The organism is Actinomyces sp. zg296 (genome assembly GCF_009829695.1).
GTDB lineage: Bacteria > Actinomycetota > Actinomycetes > Actinomycetales > Actinomycetaceae > Actinomyces > Actinomyces marmotae.
In genome coordinates this window covers 104043-123796 of record NZ_VWPG01000002.1, presented here as the reverse complement: position 1 = coordinate 123796, position 19754 = coordinate 104043, and the positions used below count along the sequence as shown (strand labels likewise).

General features: G+C 69.2%; 17 protein-coding genes and 1 pseudogene. All 18 read left to right on the top strand.

Annotation, left to right across the window (positions count from 1 at the left end; genetic code table 11):
* Nucleotides 1–58: 58 nt before the first annotated feature.
* The 18 genes and pseudogenes from GVV76_RS00905 to GVV76_RS00815 all read left to right on the top strand — a co-directional run bounded on the left by GVV76_RS00905 (nucleotide 59) and on the right by GVV76_RS00815 (nucleotide 19690).
* Nucleotides 59–1132 (top strand): ImmA/IrrE family metallo-endopeptidase, encoded by a 1074-nt coding sequence (locus tag GVV76_RS00905; protein ID WP_159624245.1) that lies wholly within the window; start codon nucleotides 59–61, stop codon nucleotides 1130–1132.
* Nucleotides 1133–1399: 267 nt separating this feature from the next.
* Nucleotides 1400–1522: pseudogene (locus tag GVV76_RS00895) on the top strand (hypothetical protein); the annotation flags it as partial.
* A gap of 369 nt (nucleotides 1523–1891) precedes the next feature.
* Nucleotides 1892–2974: a 3-phosphoserine/phosphohydroxythreonine transaminase gene (gene serC, locus GVV76_RS00890; protein WP_159624243.1), complete on the top strand. Its 1083-nt coding sequence runs from the start codon at nucleotides 1892–1894 to the stop codon at nucleotides 2972–2974.
* Between the two features lie 72 nt (nucleotides 2975–3046).
* Nucleotides 3047–4243 (top strand): phosphoglycerate dehydrogenase, encoded by a 1197-nt coding sequence (locus GVV76_RS00885; protein ID WP_159624241.1) that lies wholly within the window; start codon nucleotides 3047–3049, stop codon nucleotides 4241–4243.
* A 40-nt stretch (nucleotides 4244–4283) separates the two neighbouring features.
* Complete coding sequence (locus GVV76_RS00880; RefSeq protein WP_159624239.1) at nucleotides 4284–5645, top strand: MFS transporter; 1362 nt, start codon at nucleotides 4284–4286, stop codon at nucleotides 5643–5645.
* Nucleotides 5646–5792: 147 nt separating this feature from the next.
* The gene (locus tag GVV76_RS00875) at nucleotides 5793–6515 is read left to right on the top strand and encodes a FadR/GntR family transcriptional regulator (protein ID WP_159624237.1); all 723 of its coding nucleotides are present in this window, start codon (nucleotides 5793–5795) and stop codon (nucleotides 6513–6515) included.
* A gap of 192 nt (nucleotides 6516–6707) precedes the next feature.
* On the top strand, nucleotides 6708–6956 hold the full coding sequence (locus GVV76_RS00870) for a hypothetical protein (RefSeq protein WP_235925171.1): 249 nt from the start codon (nucleotides 6708–6710) through the stop codon (nucleotides 6954–6956).
* A 261-nt stretch (nucleotides 6957–7217) separates the two neighbouring features.
* On the top strand, nucleotides 7218–7940 hold the full coding sequence (locus tag GVV76_RS00865; protein ID WP_159624233.1) for an aspartate/glutamate racemase family protein: 723 nt from the start codon (nucleotides 7218–7220) through the stop codon (nucleotides 7938–7940).
* A gap of 52 nt (nucleotides 7941–7992) precedes the next feature.
* Nucleotides 7993–8934, top strand: a complete 942-nt coding sequence (gene arcC / locus GVV76_RS00860; RefSeq protein WP_159624231.1) for a carbamate kinase — start codon at nucleotides 7993–7995, stop codon at nucleotides 8932–8934.
* 93 nt (nucleotides 8935–9027) lie between these two features.
* Complete coding sequence (locus tag GVV76_RS00855) at nucleotides 9028–10524, top strand: NCS1 family nucleobase:cation symporter-1 (protein WP_159624229.1); 1497 nt, start codon at nucleotides 9028–9030, stop codon at nucleotides 10522–10524.
* Between the two features lie 115 nt (nucleotides 10525–10639).
* On the top strand, nucleotides 10640–11998 hold the full coding sequence (allB, locus tag GVV76_RS00850) for an allantoinase AllB (protein WP_175994076.1): 1359 nt from the start codon (nucleotides 10640–10642) through the stop codon (nucleotides 11996–11998).
* A gap of 86 nt (nucleotides 11999–12084) precedes the next feature.
* Nucleotides 12085–13080, top strand: coding sequence for an aspartate/ornithine carbamoyltransferase family protein (locus GVV76_RS00845; protein WP_159624227.1), 996 nt, complete (start codon nucleotides 12085–12087; stop codon nucleotides 13078–13080).
* A gap of 68 nt (nucleotides 13081–13148) precedes the next feature.
* On the top strand, nucleotides 13149–13559 hold the full coding sequence (locus tag GVV76_RS00840; protein ID WP_159624225.1) for a DUF3830 family protein: 411 nt from the start codon (nucleotides 13149–13151) through the stop codon (nucleotides 13557–13559).
* Nucleotides 13560–13619: 60 nt separating this feature from the next.
* The gene (locus tag GVV76_RS00835) at nucleotides 13620–14441 is read left to right on the top strand and encodes a transketolase (RefSeq protein WP_159624223.1); all 822 of its coding nucleotides are present in this window, start codon (nucleotides 13620–13622) and stop codon (nucleotides 14439–14441) included.
* Nucleotides 14438–15391 carry a transketolase family protein gene (locus tag GVV76_RS00830; protein WP_159624221.1) on the top strand — a complete coding sequence of 318 codons (954 nt, stop codon included), beginning with the start codon at nucleotides 14438–14440 and terminating at the stop codon, nucleotides 15389–15391. The genes GVV76_RS00835 and GVV76_RS00830 overlap by 4 nt, the downstream gene beginning before the upstream one ends.
* A gap of 60 nt (nucleotides 15392–15451) precedes the next feature.
* Nucleotides 15452–16375, top strand: coding sequence for a sugar phosphate isomerase/epimerase family protein (locus GVV76_RS00825; protein WP_159624219.1), 924 nt, complete (start codon nucleotides 15452–15454; stop codon nucleotides 16373–16375).
* 31 nt (nucleotides 16376–16406) lie between these two features.
* A complete protein-coding gene (gcl, locus tag GVV76_RS00820; protein ID WP_159624217.1) occupies nucleotides 16407–18197 on the top strand; it encodes a glyoxylate carboligase in 1791 nt (596 codons plus the stop codon).
* Nucleotides 18194–19690 carry an NCS1 family nucleobase:cation symporter-1 gene (locus GVV76_RS00815; RefSeq protein ID WP_159624215.1) on the top strand — a complete coding sequence of 499 codons (1497 nt, stop codon included), beginning with the start codon at nucleotides 18194–18196 and terminating at the stop codon, nucleotides 19688–19690. The genes gcl and GVV76_RS00815 overlap by 4 nt, the downstream gene beginning before the upstream one ends.
* The last annotated feature ends 64 nt before the right edge of the window (nucleotides 19691–19754 follow it).

The following is a 19754-nucleotide window of genomic DNA, read 5'->3' as shown; positions in this document are numbered from 1 at the left end:
ATTGTCGATTACCACTAGCCCAACCATGTCCCCACGCATGTCCTCAAGGAGGGCAGTCATGACTCAGTACCCCGACTACATGGTGCCCACCGGCGACTTCATCGCGGAGTGGATGGAGGGTGAGGGTATTAAAGCTGCCGAGCTTGCGCGTCGGCTCGACGTCAGTCGTAAGCATGTGAGCGAGCTCCTTCGCGGTAAGGCGCCACTGAGCCATGGCATGGCACTCGGGCTCGAGAGCGTCACCGGCGTGCCTGCGCGTATCTGGAACCTTCACGAGGTCGGCTATCGCGAGGCCATCGCCCGCCGCAAGGTCGATGAAGACCTCGCGAATCAGTATGACCAGGCCAAGGAGTTCCCGCTGAAGTACCTGCGTGACAACGGCTTCATCACCGCCGGAGCAAGGGACAGGGTGGGTACGGTGCGTGACCTGCTGAAGTTCCTCGGCGTGTCCTCCTTCGACGCATTTCACGCGACCTGGCGGGAGGGAGCGGTTGCCTACCGACGCTCCGCCCTAGGGCGTCATGACTCACCGTCACTGGCAGCATGGCTGCGCGCAGCTGAGCTGGGCGTCATTGATCAGGACCTTCCCCCATACGATCGGAACCGACTTGAAGAGGTGCTTGAGGATCTCCGAGCACTGACTGTCGAGGAGCCGGCCGCGGGCTTTCGTAGGGCGCAGGATCTCCTGCGTGAGTGTGGTGTCATCCTTGTCTTGATCCCGGCGGTTCCCGGTCTTGGGGTCCATGGTGCGACTCGGTGGTTCGGCGGCCATCCCCTCATCCAACTGTCTGGACTGTGGAAGAGCGATGACCAGCTCTGGTTCACGCTCTTCCACGAGATCGGGCACGTCCTGCTCCATGACATGACGGGTCTCTACCTCAGCGACGACGAGGATGAGATGGAGCAGGAGGCCAATGAGTTCGCCTCACATCTACTCGTTCCTCCGGAGTGGGAGGACCGGCTTCCCAGGGGTAGGAACATCAGTGCCATCCGAAAGCTTGCTGACGAGATCGGAGTTGCGCCAAGTGTTGTGCTGGGGCAGGCGCAGCGTCGAACTGGCGACTACGCGTGGGGCAACGCTCTGAAACGCAAGGTGACTCTTGAACGGAGGGAAGACTCTCAACCTTCGTGACGACCTTGTGAAAGTCACGAACCGAGTTAGCGAGGTCGAGGATCTCAGGTACCTGTGGTGGGTTGAAGGCCAGGAGCGGCCGCGACTGGGCGGTCACGACCGCACCGAGCCCTGCCAGTGCTCCAGACGCTCCTTCGCGATCCGGCGCATGTCGGCGCCGGGCATCTCAAGAATCGCTCGGCGTCGGACGTCCAAGGCGAACTCCTCGAGCTCGGCGTAGCTCGCACCAGTGAGCCGTTCGGCCAGTGTGCGAGGTGCGTAGCCGAGGTTGCCGCCGAGCGCGTGCGCGCCGAGTTGGAGCGCCTGCTGCTCTCCCCGGCCCCCCGGCGCGGCCTGGAACTCATGGTGCACACCGGCGTGGCCAACGTCGTCCTAACTGACGCCGGGGCCTGTGGTGGGCGAGGCCTACCGCTTCCTCATGGACCTGCGCATGGAGAAGGGCCCGCTGGGCGAGGGCTCGGCACGCTCGGCCAACGATGGATGGATCAGAATCCTTGTCATTCCAACGTTTCTGGGATCGGGTGTGTGGGCGGCTGAGTCTCCCATGTGCATGGTCGGGCCGCGATGCACGCGGGAGAGTTCGTCGCGACGTGACGGGGAATGCGAAACGTTGGAATCATGCGAAACCTGTTCAAACGTCGCCAGCCTGAGCGTGCCATGCCGTCCCGCTACCGTCCTGCTCGTGCCCCTGCCGCCTCGCCCGCTCCCGAACACGGACTCATGACACTCCGATGGCGCGCCCATGGGCATACTGGCCCCATGCGCGTCCACAACTTCTCCGCAGGCCCCGCCCAGCTCCCCCTGCCCGTGCTTGAGCGGGCCGCCGCCGAGCTCACCGACTGGCGCGGCATAGGCATGTCCGTCCTCGAGGACTCCCACCGTGGCAAGGACTTCGTCGCCTGCGCCGCTCAGACCGAGGCCGCCTTCCGCCGCGTCGCCGGGCTGCCGGACAACTACCGCGTCCTCTTCCTCGCCGGTGGCGCCACAGGCCAGTTCTCCGCCATCCCCGCCAACCTCGCCGCCAGGGGCGCCACCGCCGCCTTCATCAACACCGGGCAGTGGTCGGCCAAGGCCGCCAAGGAGGCAGGACGCCAGGGCCTCAACGTCGTCACCATCGCCGACGAGTCCGCCTCCCGCTACACCACCACCCCTGACCCGGCGTCCCTGATCATCCCCGCCGACGCCGCGTACCTGCACTACACGCCCAACGAGACCATCGGCGGCGTCGAGTTCCCCTACATCCCCGACGCCGGTGACACCCCTCTCGTCGCTGACTTCTCCTCCACCTACCTCTCCCGGCCGATCGACTTCTCCCGCTTCGGCGTCGTCTACGGCGGAGCCCAGAAGAACCTCGGCCCCGCCGGCCTGGCCGTCGTGCTCGTGCGCGACGACCTTCTCGACCGCGCCCGCCCGGACGTGCCCGCCATCTGGGACTGGAAGACCATGGCGGACAAGGACTCCATGCTCAACACCCCGCCCACCTTCTCCGTCTACCTCCTCGGCCTCATCCTGGAGTGGATGGAGGAGCAAGGCGGCCTGGCGGCCATCGGCGCCGCCAACGAGGCCAAGGCCCGCTCCCTCTACGAGGCCATCGACGCCTCCGACTTCTACGCCAACCCCGTTGAGCCGCGCTCGCGCTCCTGGATGAACATCCCCTTCACGCTGGCCGACCCCGCCCTCGACGCCGACTTCCTCGCCGGCGCGGCCCGCGCGGGCCTGGCCAACCTCAAGGGGCACCGGTCCGTCGGCGGCATGCGCGCCTCCATCTACAACGCCATGGGGGCCGACGGCGTCGCCGCCCTCATCGACTACATGGCCGAGTTCGAGCGCGCCCACGCCTGAGCCCGGCCGGGCCCGCCCCTCCTCGCCGCGCTCATCAGCAACGCCTTCCACCAGCACCCACACAGGAGAACCATGAACGCCCCCGTGCCCCCCAAGCCCGAGCGCTTCCGCATCAAGACCCTCAACGCCATCTCCGGGGCGGGCCTGTCCCGCCTGCCCGACGAGCGCTACGAGGTCGGCGGCGGCATCGCCGAGCCCCACGCGCTCCTCCTGCGCTCGGCCAAGCTGCACGGCACCCCCATCCCCGACTCCGTCCTGGCCGTGGCCCGCGCCGGCGCCGGCACCAACAACATCCCCATCGCCGAGTTCACCGAGCGCGGCGTCCCCGTGTTCAACACCCCCGGCGCCAACGCCAACGCCGTCAAGGAGCTCGTCCTGGCCGGCCTGTTCATCGCCTCGCGCAACCTCATCCCCGCTGCCCGCTTCGCCCACACCCTCACCGGCGACGCCGCTGAGATGGCCAAGGCCGTCGAGGCCGGCAAGAAGCAGTTCGTCGGCTTCGAACTGCCCGGCCGCACCCTCGGCGTCATCGGGCTGGGCGCGATCGGCGTGCAGGTCGCCAACGCGGCGCTGGGCCTCGGCCTGCGCGTCATCGGCTACGACCCCGCCATCAGCGTGGAGTCCGCCTGGCACCTGAGCGCCGAAGTCGAGCGCGCCGAGAGCATCGAGGACGTCTTCAAGCGCGCCGACATCCTCACCGTCCACGTGCCCCTCCTCGACTCCACGCGCGGCCTGGTGTCCACCCAGCGCGTCGGCCTCATGAAGGAGACCGCCGTCATCCTCAACTTCTCCCGCGCCGAGATCGTCGACGAGGCCGCCGTCGTCGCCGCCCTCGACGAGGAGACCCTGGGCGGCTACGTCTGCGACTTCCCCTCCCCGGCCGTCCACAAGCACCCCCGCTGCATCTCGCTGCCGCACCTGGGTGCCTCCACGAAGGAAGCCGAGCGCAACTGCGCCATCATGGCCGCCGACTCCCTGCGCGGCTACCTGGAGGACGGCCAGATCCACAACTCCGTCAACCTCCCCGAGGCCGTCATGGCCCGCGCCGAGGGGACCCACCGCCTCGTCATCGTCAACCGGAACGTGCCCAACATGGTCGGCCAGGTCTCCACCCTCGTCGCCGGGCACGGCCAGAACATCGCCAACCTGCTCAACAAGTCCCGGGGTGACCTCGCCGTCACCCTCGTCGACGTCGAGGGCGACCCCGCCCCCGGGGTCCTGGCCGAGCTCCTCGCGATCGACGGCGTGCTCTCAGCCCGCTGCGTCTGACCCCCGGGCGGCCGCCCCCGCGGATGGCAGGATGGGCGACATGCGGCTCATCGGCGATCTGAAGGACCTGGGGGCCACCCGAGCCTTCCGCATCCTGCTGGGCGTGCGGCTCATCTCCCAGACCGGAGACGGCCTGGTCCAGGCAGGCCTGGCCACGCTGTTCTTCTTCGCGCCGCAGAACATGACCACCGCCTCCGGCGTCGCCCTCGCCCTGGTGGTCATGCTCCTGCCCTTCAGCATCGTCGGCCCCTTCACCGGGCCGTTCATCGACCGCTGGCGACGCCGGCAGATCATCCTGCACGGCAACCTGGCGCGCGCCGGCCTCATCGGGGGCGCGTCCATCGTGCTCTGGCTGGTCGGGATCAGCCCGCCCATCTACGCCCTCGTGCTCGTGACCATGGGCGTCAATCGCTTCCTGCTCGCCGTGCTGGCCGCCGGGCTGCCCCAGATCATCAGCCCCGCGCGGCTGCTCACCGCCAACTCCATCGTGCCGACCCTCGGCGGGGCCGCCAGCGCCCTCGGCGCCGCCCTCGGTATCGCCCTGCGCCTCGTGCTCCCCGCCGGGGCCGCCCAGGACATCGCCAGCCTGCTGAGCGCCGTCGCGCTGTACGTCCTCGCCGCGCTCCTGGTCACCCGCCTGGCCCCGGGCGAGCTCGGCCCCGCGCGGGGGCCCGGCCCCGCTGGTCCCGCCGGCCCCGCTGGTTCCGCCCGCCCCGGCGCGCCCGTCGTCGGCCCGCGGGGCGACGACGGGCTCGGCGCAGCGATCGCCTCGACGGCATCCGATCTCATCGCCGCGATCCGCTACCTCGCGCGCCGAGGGACCCCCGCGCTCGCCCTGGCCGCGATGGCCCTCCACCGCTTCGTCTACGGCCTGGAGCTCATCACGATCATCCTGGCCAGCCGCAACCTCCTGGCCGCGGGCGGCGACGCCGACGCGGGCATCGCCAACTTCGGCGCCCTCATGGGGGCGATGCTCGCCGGCCACTTCCTCGCCGTCATCCTCACCCCCATCGCCCACGAGAGCGTCCCGCCCGCCACCTGGGTGGTCATCTGCCTGCTCGGCGGGGCGGCCGGGCAGGCGCTTATCGCCGCCTCCCACGCGCGGATCCCCTTCATGACGGGGCTCCTCCTGTTCGGCATCGGCGTGCAGGGGGCCAAGATCGCCGTGGACACCATCGTCCAGTCGGACACGGCCGATGCCTTCCGCGGCCGTGCCTTCTCCCTCTACGACGTCCTGTTCAACACCGCCGAGTGCCTCGCGGCCGGCGCAGCCGTGCTCATCCTCCCCGCCGGCGGATGGTCGCGCCCCGCGCAGATCGGCCTCGTGATCATGGTGCTCGTGGTCGTCGCCGGGTACCGAGCGGGCATGAGCCGCCTGGGAGGCCGCCCCCGCCCGTATTAGGGGATCAGGGCGCGCGTGCGCGATACTGCCTATCGTGGCACCGCCCGGACACCTGATGCCCGAGCGTGATCTGCATATTCATGGCGCGGCCCGCATCGGGCCGGCCAAGGGCCGGGCGCCTTCGCGCCCGCGATGAGAAGGCGCAAGATGGCTCACGACATGGTTGCCAACGCCGTCGAGAAGATCCTCGATGCGGTCGTCGACAAGACCTTCGTGGAGGACGTCCCCCTCCCCGGCGAGTCCGAGCTCGCCCGATTCCTCCATGTCTCACGGCCCACGATGCGCGAGGCCGTGCGCAACCTCTCCATGGGGGGCGTCCTCAACGTCGTTCACGGGCGGGGCACCTTCCTCCTTCCTCGCTTCCGCTGGCGCGAGCTCCCCTACCTCATGTACGTGGCCGCCCACGAGGGCCGGGTCTCCGAGGTCGAGGTGGACGTGCTCGGCGTGGAGGAGATGCTTGAGATCGGCGCCGTCCGCCTCGCCGTCCAGCAGCGCACCGAGGAGCACCTCGCGGAGATGCGCCGCTGCCTGGAGGAGTTCGACCTGGCGCAGAAGACCGAGAACGTGCAGGCCCTCGTCGGCCTCGACTACGCCTTCCACGACGCCATCGTGGCCACCACCGGCAACCAGTTCGTCGCCTCCACCCTGCACCCCCTGCGTGACGCCCTGCTCGGCGTCCGCTTCCGGGCTTTCGAGTCCCCCGAGGCCAGGCGGCGCACGAGTGAGCAGCACAGGGCCCTGCTGGAGGCCATCGAGGCCCGTGACGAGCAGCGCGCTATCTCCCTCATGATCGAGCACATGGGCACCACGCGCGCCGACATCCTCTCGGCGCGGGAGCGCGAGGGTAGTGAGCTCGATGAGAACCTCTGACCGGTCGCTCGACTGTGACGCATTCGTGTGAGCAAACTGATTCCCCAGAGGTCTGAGAACGTTCCTGACGTGCCGTAAACTCGTCATGCCGCCCCCGAGTCGGGGCGCACAGAGTCGTGCGGGAGCGCGACCGCTCCCGCCGCAGCCCTCAATGAAGGAAAGCAGGAGAGAATGTCCGTTGTATCCGCGCCCATGAGCGAGTCTCCCCTCCCCGGGGCGGCCGGCGTCATCGCCCCCGCGCAGGCCCAGGAGCAGGGGGAAGCGGGTTCCGCCGACATCACGATCAGCACCGTTGCCCTGGCGATCCTGGCGATCCTGGGGATGCTCACCGCTTTCGCCGCCATCGCCGGCTCCATGCCGGTGGTCGTCATCGGCTCGCTCATCTCCGTCGTCCTGTCCGTGGCCACCGCTTTCACCCAGCTCCACCGCGCCGGGCTCTGACCCCGCCGCACCCCCGGGCGCCGGTGGACCACCAGTCCCCGGCCCCTTCCCCCAACCAGCGCCCCGCCGCCCCGTGCCGCGGGGCGCTCGCGCGCTCGCGGCGGCCGACTCGCGCCCCGGCCAATCTGATCGCGATAGGGTCTTGCGCTCACATGTGACAGGGCTTACGCTTGACCCACACAACTTAGAGCACAGACCTCTGAGGAGTGTGGTGAGCAATGATGCAGAACCGGCCAGTGACCACGGGGCGGAGCGAGAGCCATGAGAATCCTTGTCGTCAATGTGAACACCACCGAGTCGATGACCCGGTCGATCGCCGGGGCAGCGCGCGCCGTCGCCGCCCCGGGCACCGAGATCATCGGGCTCACCCCGGCCATCGGGGCTGACTCTGTCGAGGGGAACTTCGAGTCCCACCTGGCCGCTGCCGCCGTCATGAGCGCGGTGACCACCTATCCCGAGCCCTTCGACGCGGTCATCCAGGCCGGGTTCGGGGAGCACGGCAAGGAGGGGCTCATGGAGCTCCTGGACGTCCCCGTCGTCGACATGACCGAGGCGGCCGCCCACCTGGCCATGCTCCTGGGCCGCTCCTTCAGCGCCGTCACCACCCTGGACCGCACCGTGCCCCTCATCGAGGAGCGTCTGGCGGCCTTCGGGCTGTCCGCCCACTGCGCCTCGGTGCGCTCCACCGGCCTGGGGGTCCTCGAGCTCGAGGACGCCGACGCCGCCCGGCGCGCCATCACCGCCCAGGCGCGCCTCGCCGTGGACGAGGACCGCGCCGAGGTCATCGTGCTCGGCTGCGGCGGGATGGCCGGTCTCGACGCCGAGCTCGGACGCGAGTTGGGTGTCCCCGTCGTCGAGGGCGTCGCCGCCGCCGTCAAGCTCGCCGAGGGCCTGCTCACCCTGGGACTGAGCACCTCCAAATCACGCACCTACGCCGCGCCGCGCCCCAAGGAGGTGCGCGGCTGGCCTCTCCCCGTCATCTGACACCACCCGCAAGCACACGAGCGAAGACGCTCCATCCCTGAAAGGACGCGCCATGAGTACTCGAGCAGTCGTCGTCGCCGTCGGCGGCAACGCCCTGGTCAAGAACAGCGATGAGATCTCCGTGGCCCACCAGGCCGCCGCCGTGGCCGAGTCGGCCGCGAGCATCGCCTCCCTGGTGGAGGCCGGATTCACCCCCGTGGTCACGCACGGAAACGGGCCGCAGGTCGGCTTCCTGCTTCGGCGCGCGGAACTGGCCCTCGGCGAGCTGCCGCCGCTCCCCCTGGACGTGCTCGGCGCCGACACCCAGGGCGCCACCGGCTACATGTTCTCCCGCAGCCTGCGCAATTCCCTGGCCGAGCGCGGCATCACCAAGGACGTGGCCGCGATCGTCACCCAGACCGTCGTCGATCCCTCCGACCCCGCCTTCGACGACCCCACCAAGCCCATCGGCTCATTCATGAGCGCCCAGGAGGCCCAGCGCCACGAGCGCGAGGAGGGATGGGTGCTGCGCGAGGACTCCGGCCGCGGCTACCGCCGCGTCGTCGCCTCGCCCCAGCCGCTGGAGATCGTCGAGGCGGGGACCATCAAGGCCCTCGCCGACGCCGGCAGCATCGTCATCGCCTGCGGCGGCGGGGGCATCCCCGTGCGGCGCGACGACGGCCGGCTCACCGGCGTGGAGGCGGTCATCGACAAGGACCTCGCCTCAGCCCTCCTCGCCAACCGCCTCGGCGCCCAGGACTTCATCATCTGCACCGCGGTCGACTCGGTCTGCATCGATTTCAACAAGCCCACTCAGGCCGAGCTGCGGACCCTGACCATCGCGCAGGCCCGCGAGCACCTCGCGGCCGGGCAGTTCGGCGCCGGCTCCATGGCCCCCAAGATCCAGGCGGCCATCTCCTTCCTCGAGCGCGGCGGGAAACGGGTCATCATCACCTCCCTTCCCCGCATGATCGACGCCCTCGCGGGCGCCACCGGCACCACCATCACCCCCTGAGCCCCACCACCCCACCGAACCGCATCCCCTGCCTGAACGCACGAATCACATCCGAGGGCAACGACGCCCACCCCTGACGGAAAAGGTCGCATCATGGCACCACAGCACACAGCCGCCCCGAGCGCCGAACCAGAGATCAGCAGCAGCCTCGTCAACGACGACCTCCTACCGCCCAAGGAGCGCGACTGGGGGTTCTTCTCCCTCTTCGCCATGTGGATGTCAGACATCCACTCCATCGGCGGGTACACCTTCGCCGCCGGGCTCTTCGCCCTCGGCCTGGGTGCCTGGCACGTCTTCGGCGCCCTGAGCATCGGCATCATCGTCGTCTTCTTCCTCATGAACCTCGTCGGCTTCGCCGGGCAGGCCACAGGCCTGTGCTACCCGGTGCTGGCCCGCATCACCTTCGGCACCGTGGGCTCCAACCTGCCCGCCCTGCTGCGCGGCGCCGTCGCCATCTGCTGGTACGGCATCCAGACCTGGCTCGCCTCCAAAGCCGTCATCGTGCTCCTGGGAGGCATGTGGCCCGGCATCACGAGCCTCGGCCAGACCCGCTTCCTGGGTGAGACTCTCCTCGGCTGGGCCGCCTTCCTGTTCATGTGGTGCCTCCAGCTCCTCCTCCTGCGGCGCGGCATGGAGACCATCCGCAAGTTCCAGGACTGGGCCGGCCCCGCCGTCTGGGTGGTCATGTTCCTGCTCACCGCCTACGTCCTCTACCTGGCCGACTGGCACATCTCGCTGAGCCTGACGGCCGAGGCTCCCCAGTGGGGAACCGGCTACGCCCTGCTTGCCGCCATCAGCCTGACCGTCACCTACTTCTCCACCCTCCTGCTCAACTTCTGCGACTTCTCGCGATTCGCCCCCAACCGGAAGGCCGTGTGGTTGGCCAACCTGTGGGGCCTGCCGGTCAACTTCATCGCCTTCTCCGTGGTCTCCGTGCTAGTGACGGCCGGCTCCTACCAGATCTACGGCGAGTACATCTACGACCCCGTGGACCTCGTCGCCAAGCTCGACCACCCCATCGCCATCATCCTGGGCGCCATCACCTTCACCGTGGCCACCCTGGGCATCAACGTGGTGGCGAACTTCGTCTCCCCGGCCTACGACCTGGCCAACGCCTGGCCGGCGCGGATCGACTTCAAGAGGGGTGGCTTCATCGCCGCCTGCATCGCCCTGGTCATTACGCCGTGGAACCTCTACAACAACCCGGTTGTCATCAACGTGTTCCTCGCCGCCCTCGGCGCGGTGCTCGGTCCCCTCTTCGGCATCATCATCGCCGACTACTACATGCTTCGGAAGGGCCAGGTCCAGGTCTCTGAGCTGTTCAAGCGGGACGGCATGCACACCTTCACCGCCGGGTGGAACATGCGCGCCGTCTGGGCCTTCCTCATCGCCTCGGTGCCCTCGATCATCGTCGCCGTCGTCCCGGTCACTTTCTGCAAGTTCCTCAGCCCGTTCTCCTGGTTCATCGGAGCCGCGCTGGGCCTGGTGATCCACCTGCTCATGTCCCGGGCGGACCCCTATCTCCTCAGGGCCGTCCGCCAGGCCCGGAGCGTCGACCTCGACGCCGACCGCGACTCCGTCGCCCGCTGAGCGCGGTCGGCATCGGAGCCACCCTGAACCGTCCTATCCCGCACCAGCCCTGAAAGTCCTTGATCAGCACTCATCACCCCTGACCGCCTCACTGCGGCGGCGAGAGGAGAGCATTGTGACCACCGCACCGACATCATCGACCGAGCCGGCCCACGACCTCGTCGTCACGGCCAACCGCGCGGTCCTGCCCGACGGCATCCGGCCCGCGGCCGTCGTCATCGACGGCGAGCGCATCACCGCCGTCGTCGACCCCGGGGCCGCCCCCATCGCCCGCGAGCGCATCGAGGTCCCCGACGGCCACGTCCTGATGCCCGGGCTCGTGGACTCCCACGTCCACATCAACGAGCCCGGCCGTACCCAGTGGGAGGGCTACGAGACCGCCACCCGCGCGGGGCTGGCCGGGGGCATCACCACGATCCTCGACATGCCGCTCAACTCCTCCCCGCCCACCGTGAGCGTGGAGAGCCTCAAGCTCAAGGAGGAGGCCGCTCGCGGCAAGCTCTCCGTGGACGTGGGCCTGTGGGGAGGCGCCGTCCCCGGCAACACCGCCGATCTGGCGCCCCTGTGGGAGCGCGGAGTCTTCGGCTTCAAGTGCTTCACCGCCCACTCCGGCATCGACGAGTACGGCTTCCTGGGATACGACGGCGTGCGCGAGGCCCTGGCCGAGCTCGCCCGCATCGACGCCCCGCTCATCGTCCACGCCGAGGACCCCGGCGTCCTGGCGAGCGCCCCGCAGGAGGTCGGCCGCGAGTACGCCGGGTACCTGCGCTCGCGGCCCGACGCCGCCGAGACCGCCGCGATCTCGGCCGTCATCGACGCCGCCCGGGCCACCGGGGCGCGGGTCCACATCCTCCACCTGGCCTCAGCCCAGGCCCTGCCCCTCATCCGGGCCGCCAAGGAGGAGGGCCTGCGCATCACCGCCGAGACCTGCCCGCACTACCTCACCTTCGCCGCCGAGCAGATCCCCGACGGCGCCACCGAGTACAAGTGCGCTCCGCCCATTCGCTCGGAGGCCAATCGCCGCGAGCTGTGGGCGGGACTCCTCGACGGCACGATCGACCAGGTCGCCTCCGACCACTCGCCGTGCACCATCGATCTCAAGCGCCAGGACACCGGCGACTTCTCCCAGGCCTGGGGAGGCGTGGCCTCCGTGCAGCTCGGGCCCGCCGCCGTGTGGAGCGCCGGCGCCGAGTTCGGGGCCACCCTGAGCGACCTCGCCCGCTGGTACGGGCGGGCCCCCGCCGCGACCTTCTCCATCCCCGGCAAGGGGGAGATCGCCGTCGGCAATGACGCGGACCTGATTGTGCTCGATCCCGAGGCCGCCTTCACCGTGGACGTGACCGCGCTGGAGCACCGCAATCCGATCTCGCCCTACCAGGGGCGCGAGCTGCGCGGCGTCGTCCACCGCACCATCCTGCGCGGCCGAAGCGTCGACCGCGACTCCAAGGCCGGGCGGCTGCTGCGCCGCCGCTGACCTCCCGCCGCCCAACCGGTGGCGGCCCACCACCCACCATCCGCCGAACCACTCACCCACCACCGCTTCCCGAAGGAGGAAGAAACATGTCCGAGCACATGCGATCGCTCAAGGGGCTCGTGGACGCCGTCGACAACGTCGGCAAGAGCTTCATCTCCATCAACGACCTGTCCGACACCCAGCTCTACAACCTCTTCGAGTTGGGCAAGAACCTTGAGCTCTTCAACCGCACCCGGGCCGAGATCCTCACCGACAAGATGATCGCGCTGATGTTCTTCCAGCCCTCGACTCGCACCCGCATGAGCTTCCAAACCGCCGTCGAGCGGCTCGGCGGCATGACGATCGTCGAGGCCAACCCCAAGGTCACCTCCTCGGTGGCCAAGGAGGAGAGCATCGAGGACACGATGCGCTGCGTCTCCCAGTACGCCAACCTCATCGTGCTGCGCCACTACGACGAGGAGGAGGCGCGCCGCGGCGCCGAGGCCGCCGAGTGCCCCATCATCAACGGCGGCTGGGGCCACTGGGAGCACCCCACCCAGGCGCTGCTCGACCTATACACCATGTGGCGCCGCTTCGGGAGGATCGAGGGCCTCAACGTCGCCGTCGTCTCCCCGGACATGATCGAGGCCCGCACCGGCCACTCCATGGCCTACGGGCTGGCGCGCCTGGGCGCCAACGTCACCATCTGCTCGGACTCCGACCGGCGCACGCCCTCCGAGGTCACCGAGCGCATCCGCGCCGAGTCCAAGGCGGGCCTCAAAGAGGAGTTCGACTTCGAGCAGGACACCTTCAACGACTTCGTGCGCACGCAGGACCTCATCTACCTGCCCGGCTGCTCCGCGCCCGCCGGCGCCAAGGCCGAGGAGTTCAAGACCCTCATGGATCGCTACTTCGTGCGCTACGAGACCCTCACCGAGGAGGCGGAGAAGGGCCACCAGATCTACGTCACCCACACCCTTCCCCGCCGCGCCGGCGAGATGGACCTGCGGATCGACAACACCCCGCACCAGCTCTACTTCCGGGCGATCCTCCAGTCCGTCTCGATCCGGATGGCCCTGGTCACCTCGATCCTCGGCGTATGAGGCGCGCCTCGTCCTGACGGCGCCACCCCACCACCATCACCACCCACCCCCACGAAAGGACATGAATCATGCTTGAGATCACCGCCGGCGGCTACACCTTCAAGGCCCGTTACGAGGAGGAGGCGGCACCGCGCACCGTGGCGGCCTTCCGAGAGAAGCTCCTGCCCCTGGACTCCCGGATCATCCACGTGCGCTGGTCCGGCCAGGCCGGATGGATCCCGTTCGGGGACCTCGACCTGGGCATCGAGCCGGAGAACGGCACCTGCTACCCGCACCCTGGCGAGATCGTCATCTACCCCGGAGGCGTGTCCGAGACCGAGCTGCTCATCGGCTACGGCTACGTGAACTTCGCCTCCAAGGCCGGCCAGCTCGCCGGCAACCACTTCGCCACCATCGTCGAGGGCAACGAGAACCTCCCCGCCCTGGGCGAGAAGTTCCTGTGGGAGGGCGCCCAGGAGATCTCCTTCCGCGAGATCTGAGACCACACAAGGGGCGGCCCCGCCCATCCCGGGGCGGGGCTGCCCGAGGAGGAGGAGCGAATGCTCACCGATGACGAGCTCTCACAGCTCGCGGACGTCGCCCGCCAGTGCCGGCGCGACATCGTCCGCATGACGAACAAGGCGGGTAGCGGACACCCCGCCGGATCACTGTCCGCGATCGACGCCCTGGTGGTCCTCTACCTGCGCCACCTGCGGGTGCGCCCCGAGGAGCCCGACTGGCGCGAGCGCGACCAGTTCTTCCTGTCCAAGGGGCACTGCACGCCCGCCTACTACGCGGCCATGGCCGCCCGCGGGTTCTTCCCCCGCGAGGAGCTCATGACCTTCCGGGCCCTGCCCACCCGGCTCCAGGGCCATCCCTCCAACACCCACCTACCGGGGGTGGACTCCTCCTCCGGCTCACTGGGCCAGGGGCTGTCCGTGGCCAATGGCGCCGCCATCGCCGCCAAGCACGACGGCCTGGACTCGCGCTACTACGTCATGATCGGTGACGGCGAGAGCCAGGAGGGCCAGATCTGGGAGGCCGCGATGACCTCCTCCGACCGGGGCCTGGACAACGTGTGCGCCCTCATCGACGCCAATGGCATCCAGCTCGACGGCGCCGTCGACTCGGTCAAGTCGCTCGGTGACCAGGGGGCCAAGTGGCGGGCCTTCGGCTGGGAGGTCATCGAGATCGATGGCCACGACCTGAGCGCCATCGACGGCGCCCTGACCCGGGCGGCGCTGACCAAGGGCGCGCCCACGGCGGTCATCGCCCGCACCGTCAAGGGCAAGGGCGTGAGCTTCATGGAGAACACGGCGAAGTACCACGGCCTGGCGCCCACCGACGCCGAGCTGCGGATCGCATTGGAGGAACTGCGATGAGCCAGACCACCCGGATCAGAGAACCGCGCGACGGCTACGCTGAGGCGCTCATCGAGCTCGGCCGCGCCCACGAGGACGTCTTCGTCCTCGACGGCGACTGCTCCAAGGCCAACTACACCTTCCGCTTCGGGGAGGAATTCCCCGAGCGATTCATCAACCTGGGCATCGCCGAGTGCGACATCGTGGGCACGGCCGCGGGCCTGGCGGCCATGGGCAAGGCGCCCTTCGCCAACGCCTACGCCAACTTCCTCACCGGGCGCGGCTTCGACCAGATCCGCGTCTCCGTGGCCTACTCGGACCGGGCGGTGACGATCGTCGGCCACAACGCCGGCACCACCGCCGCGCAGGAGGGCGCCACCCACCTGCCCTTGGAGGACGTGAGCCTCATGCGCTCCATCCCCGGGATGACGGTCCTCGTGCCCTGCGACGCCGTCGAGATGGGCAAGGCCGTCCGCGCCGCCTACGCCCACTCCGGGCCCGTCTACCTGCGGGTCGGCAAGCTCGGCGTACCCGTGCTCACCGATGAGGCCACCCCCTTCGAGATCGGCCGCGCCATCACCCTGCGCGAGGGCGCCGACGTCTCCCTGCTGACCACCGGCGCCATGGCCTCCGAGGCCCTGGGGGCCGCTGATCTCCTGGCCGCCGAGGGCATCAGCGCCGAGGTCGTCCACCACCACACCATCAAGCCCCTCGACGCCGACTCCGTCCTGGCCAGCGCCGAGCGCACGGGCGGCCTGGTCACCGCCGAGGAGCACTCGATCATCGGAGGCCTGGGATCTGCCGTCGCCGAGACGCTCATCGAGGCCCGGCCGGTGCCCATGGAGCGGGTGGGGACCCGGGACGCCTTCGGGGTGTCCGGAACCATGGACGAGCTCTTCGACCACTTCGGGCTGCGCGCCGCCAATATCGCCGACGCCGCGCGCCGCGTCATCGGGCGCCGCAGGGGCTGACCCCTCTCCTCCCCACCATCCGGACCACCAGCGCATGCACCCACTCAAGGAGCGAGCATCATGAAGGAATCCCTCCACGACTACATGAAGGTCGGCATCGTCCACTTCATGGCGGACCCAGCCGCCATGACCGGAGAGGGCGAGATCGCCGCCAGCGTCGCGCGCATCGCCGCCGACGAGTTCTTCGACGCCATCGAGGTCACCCACGTCAAGGACCCCGCCGAGCGGGCCGCCGTCGCCGAGGTTGTCTCCAGCGCCGGGATGACCGTCGGCTTCGGCGGGCAGCCCCTCATCCTGCGGGGCAAGCTCAACCTCAACTCCACCGACGACGCCGAGCGGGCCGCCGCCATCGAGGCCCTCAAGGGCGGCATCGACCAGGCCTACGAGCTGGGCGCCGGCAAGTTCGGCTTCCTGTCCGGCCCCAACCCGCCTGCCGACCAGCGCGAGAGGGCCCTGGGGCTCCTGGCGGACTCCATCGTCCAGCTCGGCCGCTACGCGGCCTCCAAGGGCGACCTGACGCTCTCCCTGGAGACCTTCGATGACTCCACCGACAAATGCGCCCTCATCGGCACTAACCGGCTCGCCTGCGAGTTGGCCCGGGAGGTGCGCAAGGCGATCCCCAGCTTCGGGCTCATGGTGGACCTGTCCCACCTGCCCATGCAGGGCGAGACCGTCCACCAGGCGCTGAGCGAGACCGCCGAGTTCATCAACCACGCCCATATCGGCAACTGCGTCATCCGGGACCCCTCGGACCCCGCCTACGGGGACAAACATCCCGCCTTCTCCCACCCCAAGGGGGAGAACAACGTCCCCCAGGTGCGCGAGTTCCTGCGCGGCCTGCTCGACATCGGCTACCTGCGCCCCGACCCCGCCGAGCGTCCCATCGTCGCCTTCGAGGTCCAGCCGCTGGGCGCCGGGGAGAGCACCCAGACCGTCGTCGCCGACGCCAAGCGGGTCCTCCGCGAGGCCTGGCGCACCCTATGAGACCACTGATACGAGAAGGAGTGAGCTTGTGATGGCTCGTATGCGCGCAGTGGACGCGATCGTCCTCATCCTTGAGAAAGAAGGTGCCACCCAGGCCTTCGGCGTGCCGGGCGCGGCCATCAACCCGCTGTACTCGGCCATGAAGAACCACGGGGGCATCCGGCACGTGCTCGCGCGCCATGTGGAGGGCGCCTCCCACATGGCCGAGGGCTACACCCGCGCCGCGCCGGGCAACATCGGCGTGTGCATCGGCACCTCCGGCCCCGGTGGGACCGACATGGTCACCGGCCTGTACTCCGCCTGGGCCGATTCGATCCCGATCCTGTGCCTCACCGGTCAGGCGGCGGTGGCCATGCTGAGCAAGGAGGAGTTCCAGGGCGTGGACATCGCCTCCATCGCCTCGCCGGTGACCAAGATGGCCGTCACCGTCCTGGAGCCCGCCCAGATCCCCGGCACCCTGGCCAAGGCCTTCCAGCTCATGCGGTCGGGGCGCCGTGGGCCGGTCCTCATCGACCTGCCCTTCGACGTGCAGGTCGCCGAGATCGACTTCGACATCGACGCCTACGAGCCCCTGCCCGTGGCGACCCCCGCGATGTCCCGTTACCAGGCCGATCGGATCCTCGACATGCTCGATAGCGCCGAGCGCCCGGTCATCATCGCCGGTGGGGGCGTTATCAACGCCAACGCCGCCGATGACCTCGTGGCCCTGGCCGAGTTCCTCGGGGTGCCGGTCATCTCCACACTCATGGGCTGGGGCTCCATCCCGGATGACCACCGGCTCGCCCAGGGCATGGCCGGGATCCAGACCTCCCAGCGCTACGCCAACGCCACCTTCCTGGCCTCCGACCTCGTCATCGGGATCGGCAACCGCTGGGCCGCCCGCCACACCGGCGACCTGGAGGTGTACCGGGCGGGCAGGCGCTTCGTCCACGTGGATATTGAGCCCACGCAGATCGGGCGCATCTTCCCACCGGACTTCTCCGCGGTCTGCGACGCCGGGCTCGCGCTGCGGGCGCTCCTGGCCGCGGCGCGCGAGCGCTTCGCCGAGCCCCTGGAGCGCTACGCCCCCTGGGTGGAGGAGTGCCATGAGCGCAAGGCCACGCTGCTGCGCAAGACGCATTTCGACGTCGTCCCCCTCAAGCCGCAGCGCGTCTACGAGGAGATGTGCCGGGCCTTCGGCCCCGAGACCCGGTACGTGACCACCATCGGCCTGTCTCAGATCGCCGCGGCCCAGATGCTCCACGTGTTCAAGCCGCGCCACTGGGTCAACGCCGGCCAGGCGGGGCCCCTGGGCTGGACGATCCCCGCCGCCATCGGGGCGGCCGTCGCCGACCCGGGCACGCCCGTGGTGGCCCTGTCCGGGGACTACGACTTCCAGTTCCTCATCGAGGAGCTGGCAGTGGCCGCCCACCATCGGATCCCCTACGTCCACGTCGTCGTCAACAACGCCTACCTCGGGCTCATCCGTCAGTCGCAGCGCAACTTCGACATGGACTACCAGGTGCAGCTCTCTTTCGAGAACATCAACGCCCCGCGGACCGGCGGCTACGGGGTGGACCACGTGGGGGTCGTCGAGGGTCTGGGCTGCCACGCTATCCGCGCCCGCACGCCCGAGGAGCTCGCTGACGCCCTGGGCCGCGCCCGCGAGCTGGCGATTCGGGACCAGGTGCCCGTCGTCGTCGAGGCGATCCTGGAGCGGGTCACGAACATCTCCATGGGCACGGCCCTCGACGCCGTCAACGAGTTTGAGGCGATCGCCGAGGACCCGGCGACTGACGCGCCCACGGCCATCTGCCTGGGCGCGGGGGCGGCGTCATCATGAGAGCCGCCGACGTCTCCAATGACACCCTGCGCGCCGGCGACCCCGATGGCCGCCTCTTCAACGAGGACCTGGCCCCCGCGCATCCCGATGACCGCAACTGGAACTCCTACTCCCTGTTCTCCCTGTGGATGAACGACGCCCACAACGCCTCGAACTACACCTTCGCGGCGGCGCTGTTCATCGGCACGGGGACGCTCATGGGCATGACTCCACTGGCCATCGTCATCGGCGTGCTCGTGGCCACCCTCATCATCTTCGGCGCCTGCTGCGCCTCCGGTTACATGGGCTATGAGACGGGCGCCCCCTACCCGGTGGTCTCGCGCATCACCTGGGGGGTGTGGGGGGCGAACTTCCCGGCCGCGGTGCGCGGGATCGTGGCGATCGCCTGGTACGGCATTCAGACCTACCTGGCTTCCATCTCCCTGGAACTGCTGCTCATGCGGATCATCCCGGGCTTCGGGGATCTCAGCGCCTCCATCCTCGGCCTGCGCCTCAGCGGCTGGATCGCGTTCCTGGCGCTGTCCGCCATCCAGCTCGTCATCGTGTGGCGCGGCATGGAGGCGGTCCGTCATTTCCAAGGGATGGCCGGCCCCATCATCTGGGTCATCATGATCGGCCTGGGCGTGTGGATGCTCAGCCAAGCCGGCTGGCGCTTCGACTGGCTCGCCAACGCCGACGGCGTCACGCCGGGGATCGGGCAGCAGCTCTACCAGATCGCCGTGACGGTGGGCCTGACGGTGGGGACCCTGGCCACGCTCATGCTCAACTTCTCCGACTTCGCCCGCTACGCCCCCAGCGCCAAGTCCCTCGTGCTGGGCAATGTCCTGGGCCTGCCCCTCAACTGGACAGCCTTCGCCATGACCTCCGTGCTGTGCTCCGCCGCGGCGATCGAGGTCTACGGAGAGGCCTTCCACGACCCGGGCGAGCTCTTGTCCCGGATCGACAACAACATCATCTTCTACGTGGTGAGCATCGGGTTCATCGTGGCGACGGTGGGGGTCAACATCGTGGCGAACTTCGTGTCCGCCGCCTTCGATCTGTCCAATATCAACCCCAAGCGGATCTCCTTCCGGGTGGGCGGCATCGTCGCCGTCGTCGCCTCGATCCTCGTCACGCCGTGGAACCTCTACGGCAACCCGACGGCGATCACCTACTTCCTGGGTTCGCTCGGGGCGCTGCTAGGGCCGTTCTTCGGGATCCTGGCGATCGACTACTTCTGGTACAAGCGCCATGAGATCGACCTGGAGGATCTCTACTCGCCCCGGCCCGGCGGCCGGTACTACTACCGGGGCGGACTCAACATGAGCGCCGTGATGGCGTTCATCCCCGCCGCCGCGGTCTCCCTGTGCGTGGCGCTGCTGCCGATCAAGGCCCTCCAGTCATTGGCCTCCTTCTCCTGGTTCATCGCGGCGCCATTGGGTGCGGTTTGTTATTGGGGGGTTATGCGGGGTCGGGGGGTGCGTGCTCGGGTTGGGTCTGGCGGGGGTGGTTGAGCCTTCGGTGACTGATGTGCCGCCGCCGGGCGCTGGGGTTTGGGTTCCCAGTGCCCGGCGGCGG

What these genes read in the sequence shown, in the direction of transcription:
- GVV76_RS00905 (WP_159624245.1), top strand. Translation starts at nt 59, where the DNA reads ATGACTCAGTACCCCGACTACATGGTGCCCACCGGCGACTTCATCGCG.
- serC (WP_159624243.1), top strand. Translation starts at nt 1,892, where the DNA reads ATGCGCGTCCACAACTTCTCCGCAGGCCCCGCCCAGCTCCCCCTGCCC.
- GVV76_RS00885 (WP_159624241.1), top strand. Translation starts at nt 3,047, where the DNA reads ATGAACGCCCCCGTGCCCCCCAAGCCCGAGCGCTTCCGCATCAAGACC.
- GVV76_RS00880 (WP_159624239.1), top strand. Translation starts at nt 4,284, where the DNA reads ATGCGGCTCATCGGCGATCTGAAGGACCTGGGGGCCACCCGAGCCTTC.
- GVV76_RS00875 (WP_159624237.1), top strand. Translation starts at nt 5,793, where the DNA reads ATGGCTCACGACATGGTTGCCAACGCCGTCGAGAAGATCCTCGATGCG.
- GVV76_RS00870 (WP_235925171.1), top strand. Translation starts at nt 6,708, where the DNA reads ATGAGCGAGTCTCCCCTCCCCGGGGCGGCCGGCGTCATCGCCCCCGCG.
- GVV76_RS00865 (WP_159624233.1), top strand. Translation starts at nt 7,218, where the DNA reads ATGAGAATCCTTGTCGTCAATGTGAACACCACCGAGTCGATGACCCGG.
- arcC (WP_159624231.1), top strand. Translation starts at nt 7,993, where the DNA reads ATGAGTACTCGAGCAGTCGTCGTCGCCGTCGGCGGCAACGCCCTGGTC.
- GVV76_RS00855 (WP_159624229.1), top strand. Translation starts at nt 9,028, where the DNA reads ATGGCACCACAGCACACAGCCGCCCCGAGCGCCGAACCAGAGATCAGC.
- GVV76_RS00845 (WP_159624227.1), top strand. Translation starts at nt 12,085, where the DNA reads ATGTCCGAGCACATGCGATCGCTCAAGGGGCTCGTGGACGCCGTCGAC.
- GVV76_RS00840 (WP_159624225.1), top strand. Translation starts at nt 13,149, where the DNA reads ATGCTTGAGATCACCGCCGGCGGCTACACCTTCAAGGCCCGTTACGAG.
- GVV76_RS00835 (WP_159624223.1), top strand. Translation starts at nt 13,620, where the DNA reads ATGCTCACCGATGACGAGCTCTCACAGCTCGCGGACGTCGCCCGCCAG.
- GVV76_RS00830 (WP_159624221.1), top strand. Translation starts at nt 14,438, where the DNA reads ATGAGCCAGACCACCCGGATCAGAGAACCGCGCGACGGCTACGCTGAG.
- GVV76_RS00825 (WP_159624219.1), top strand. Translation starts at nt 15,452, where the DNA reads ATGAAGGAATCCCTCCACGACTACATGAAGGTCGGCATCGTCCACTTC.
- gcl (WP_159624217.1), top strand. Translation starts at nt 16,407, where the DNA reads ATGGCTCGTATGCGCGCAGTGGACGCGATCGTCCTCATCCTTGAGAAA.
- GVV76_RS00815 (WP_159624215.1), top strand. Translation starts at nt 18,194, where the DNA reads ATGAGAGCCGCCGACGTCTCCAATGACACCCTGCGCGCCGGCGACCCC.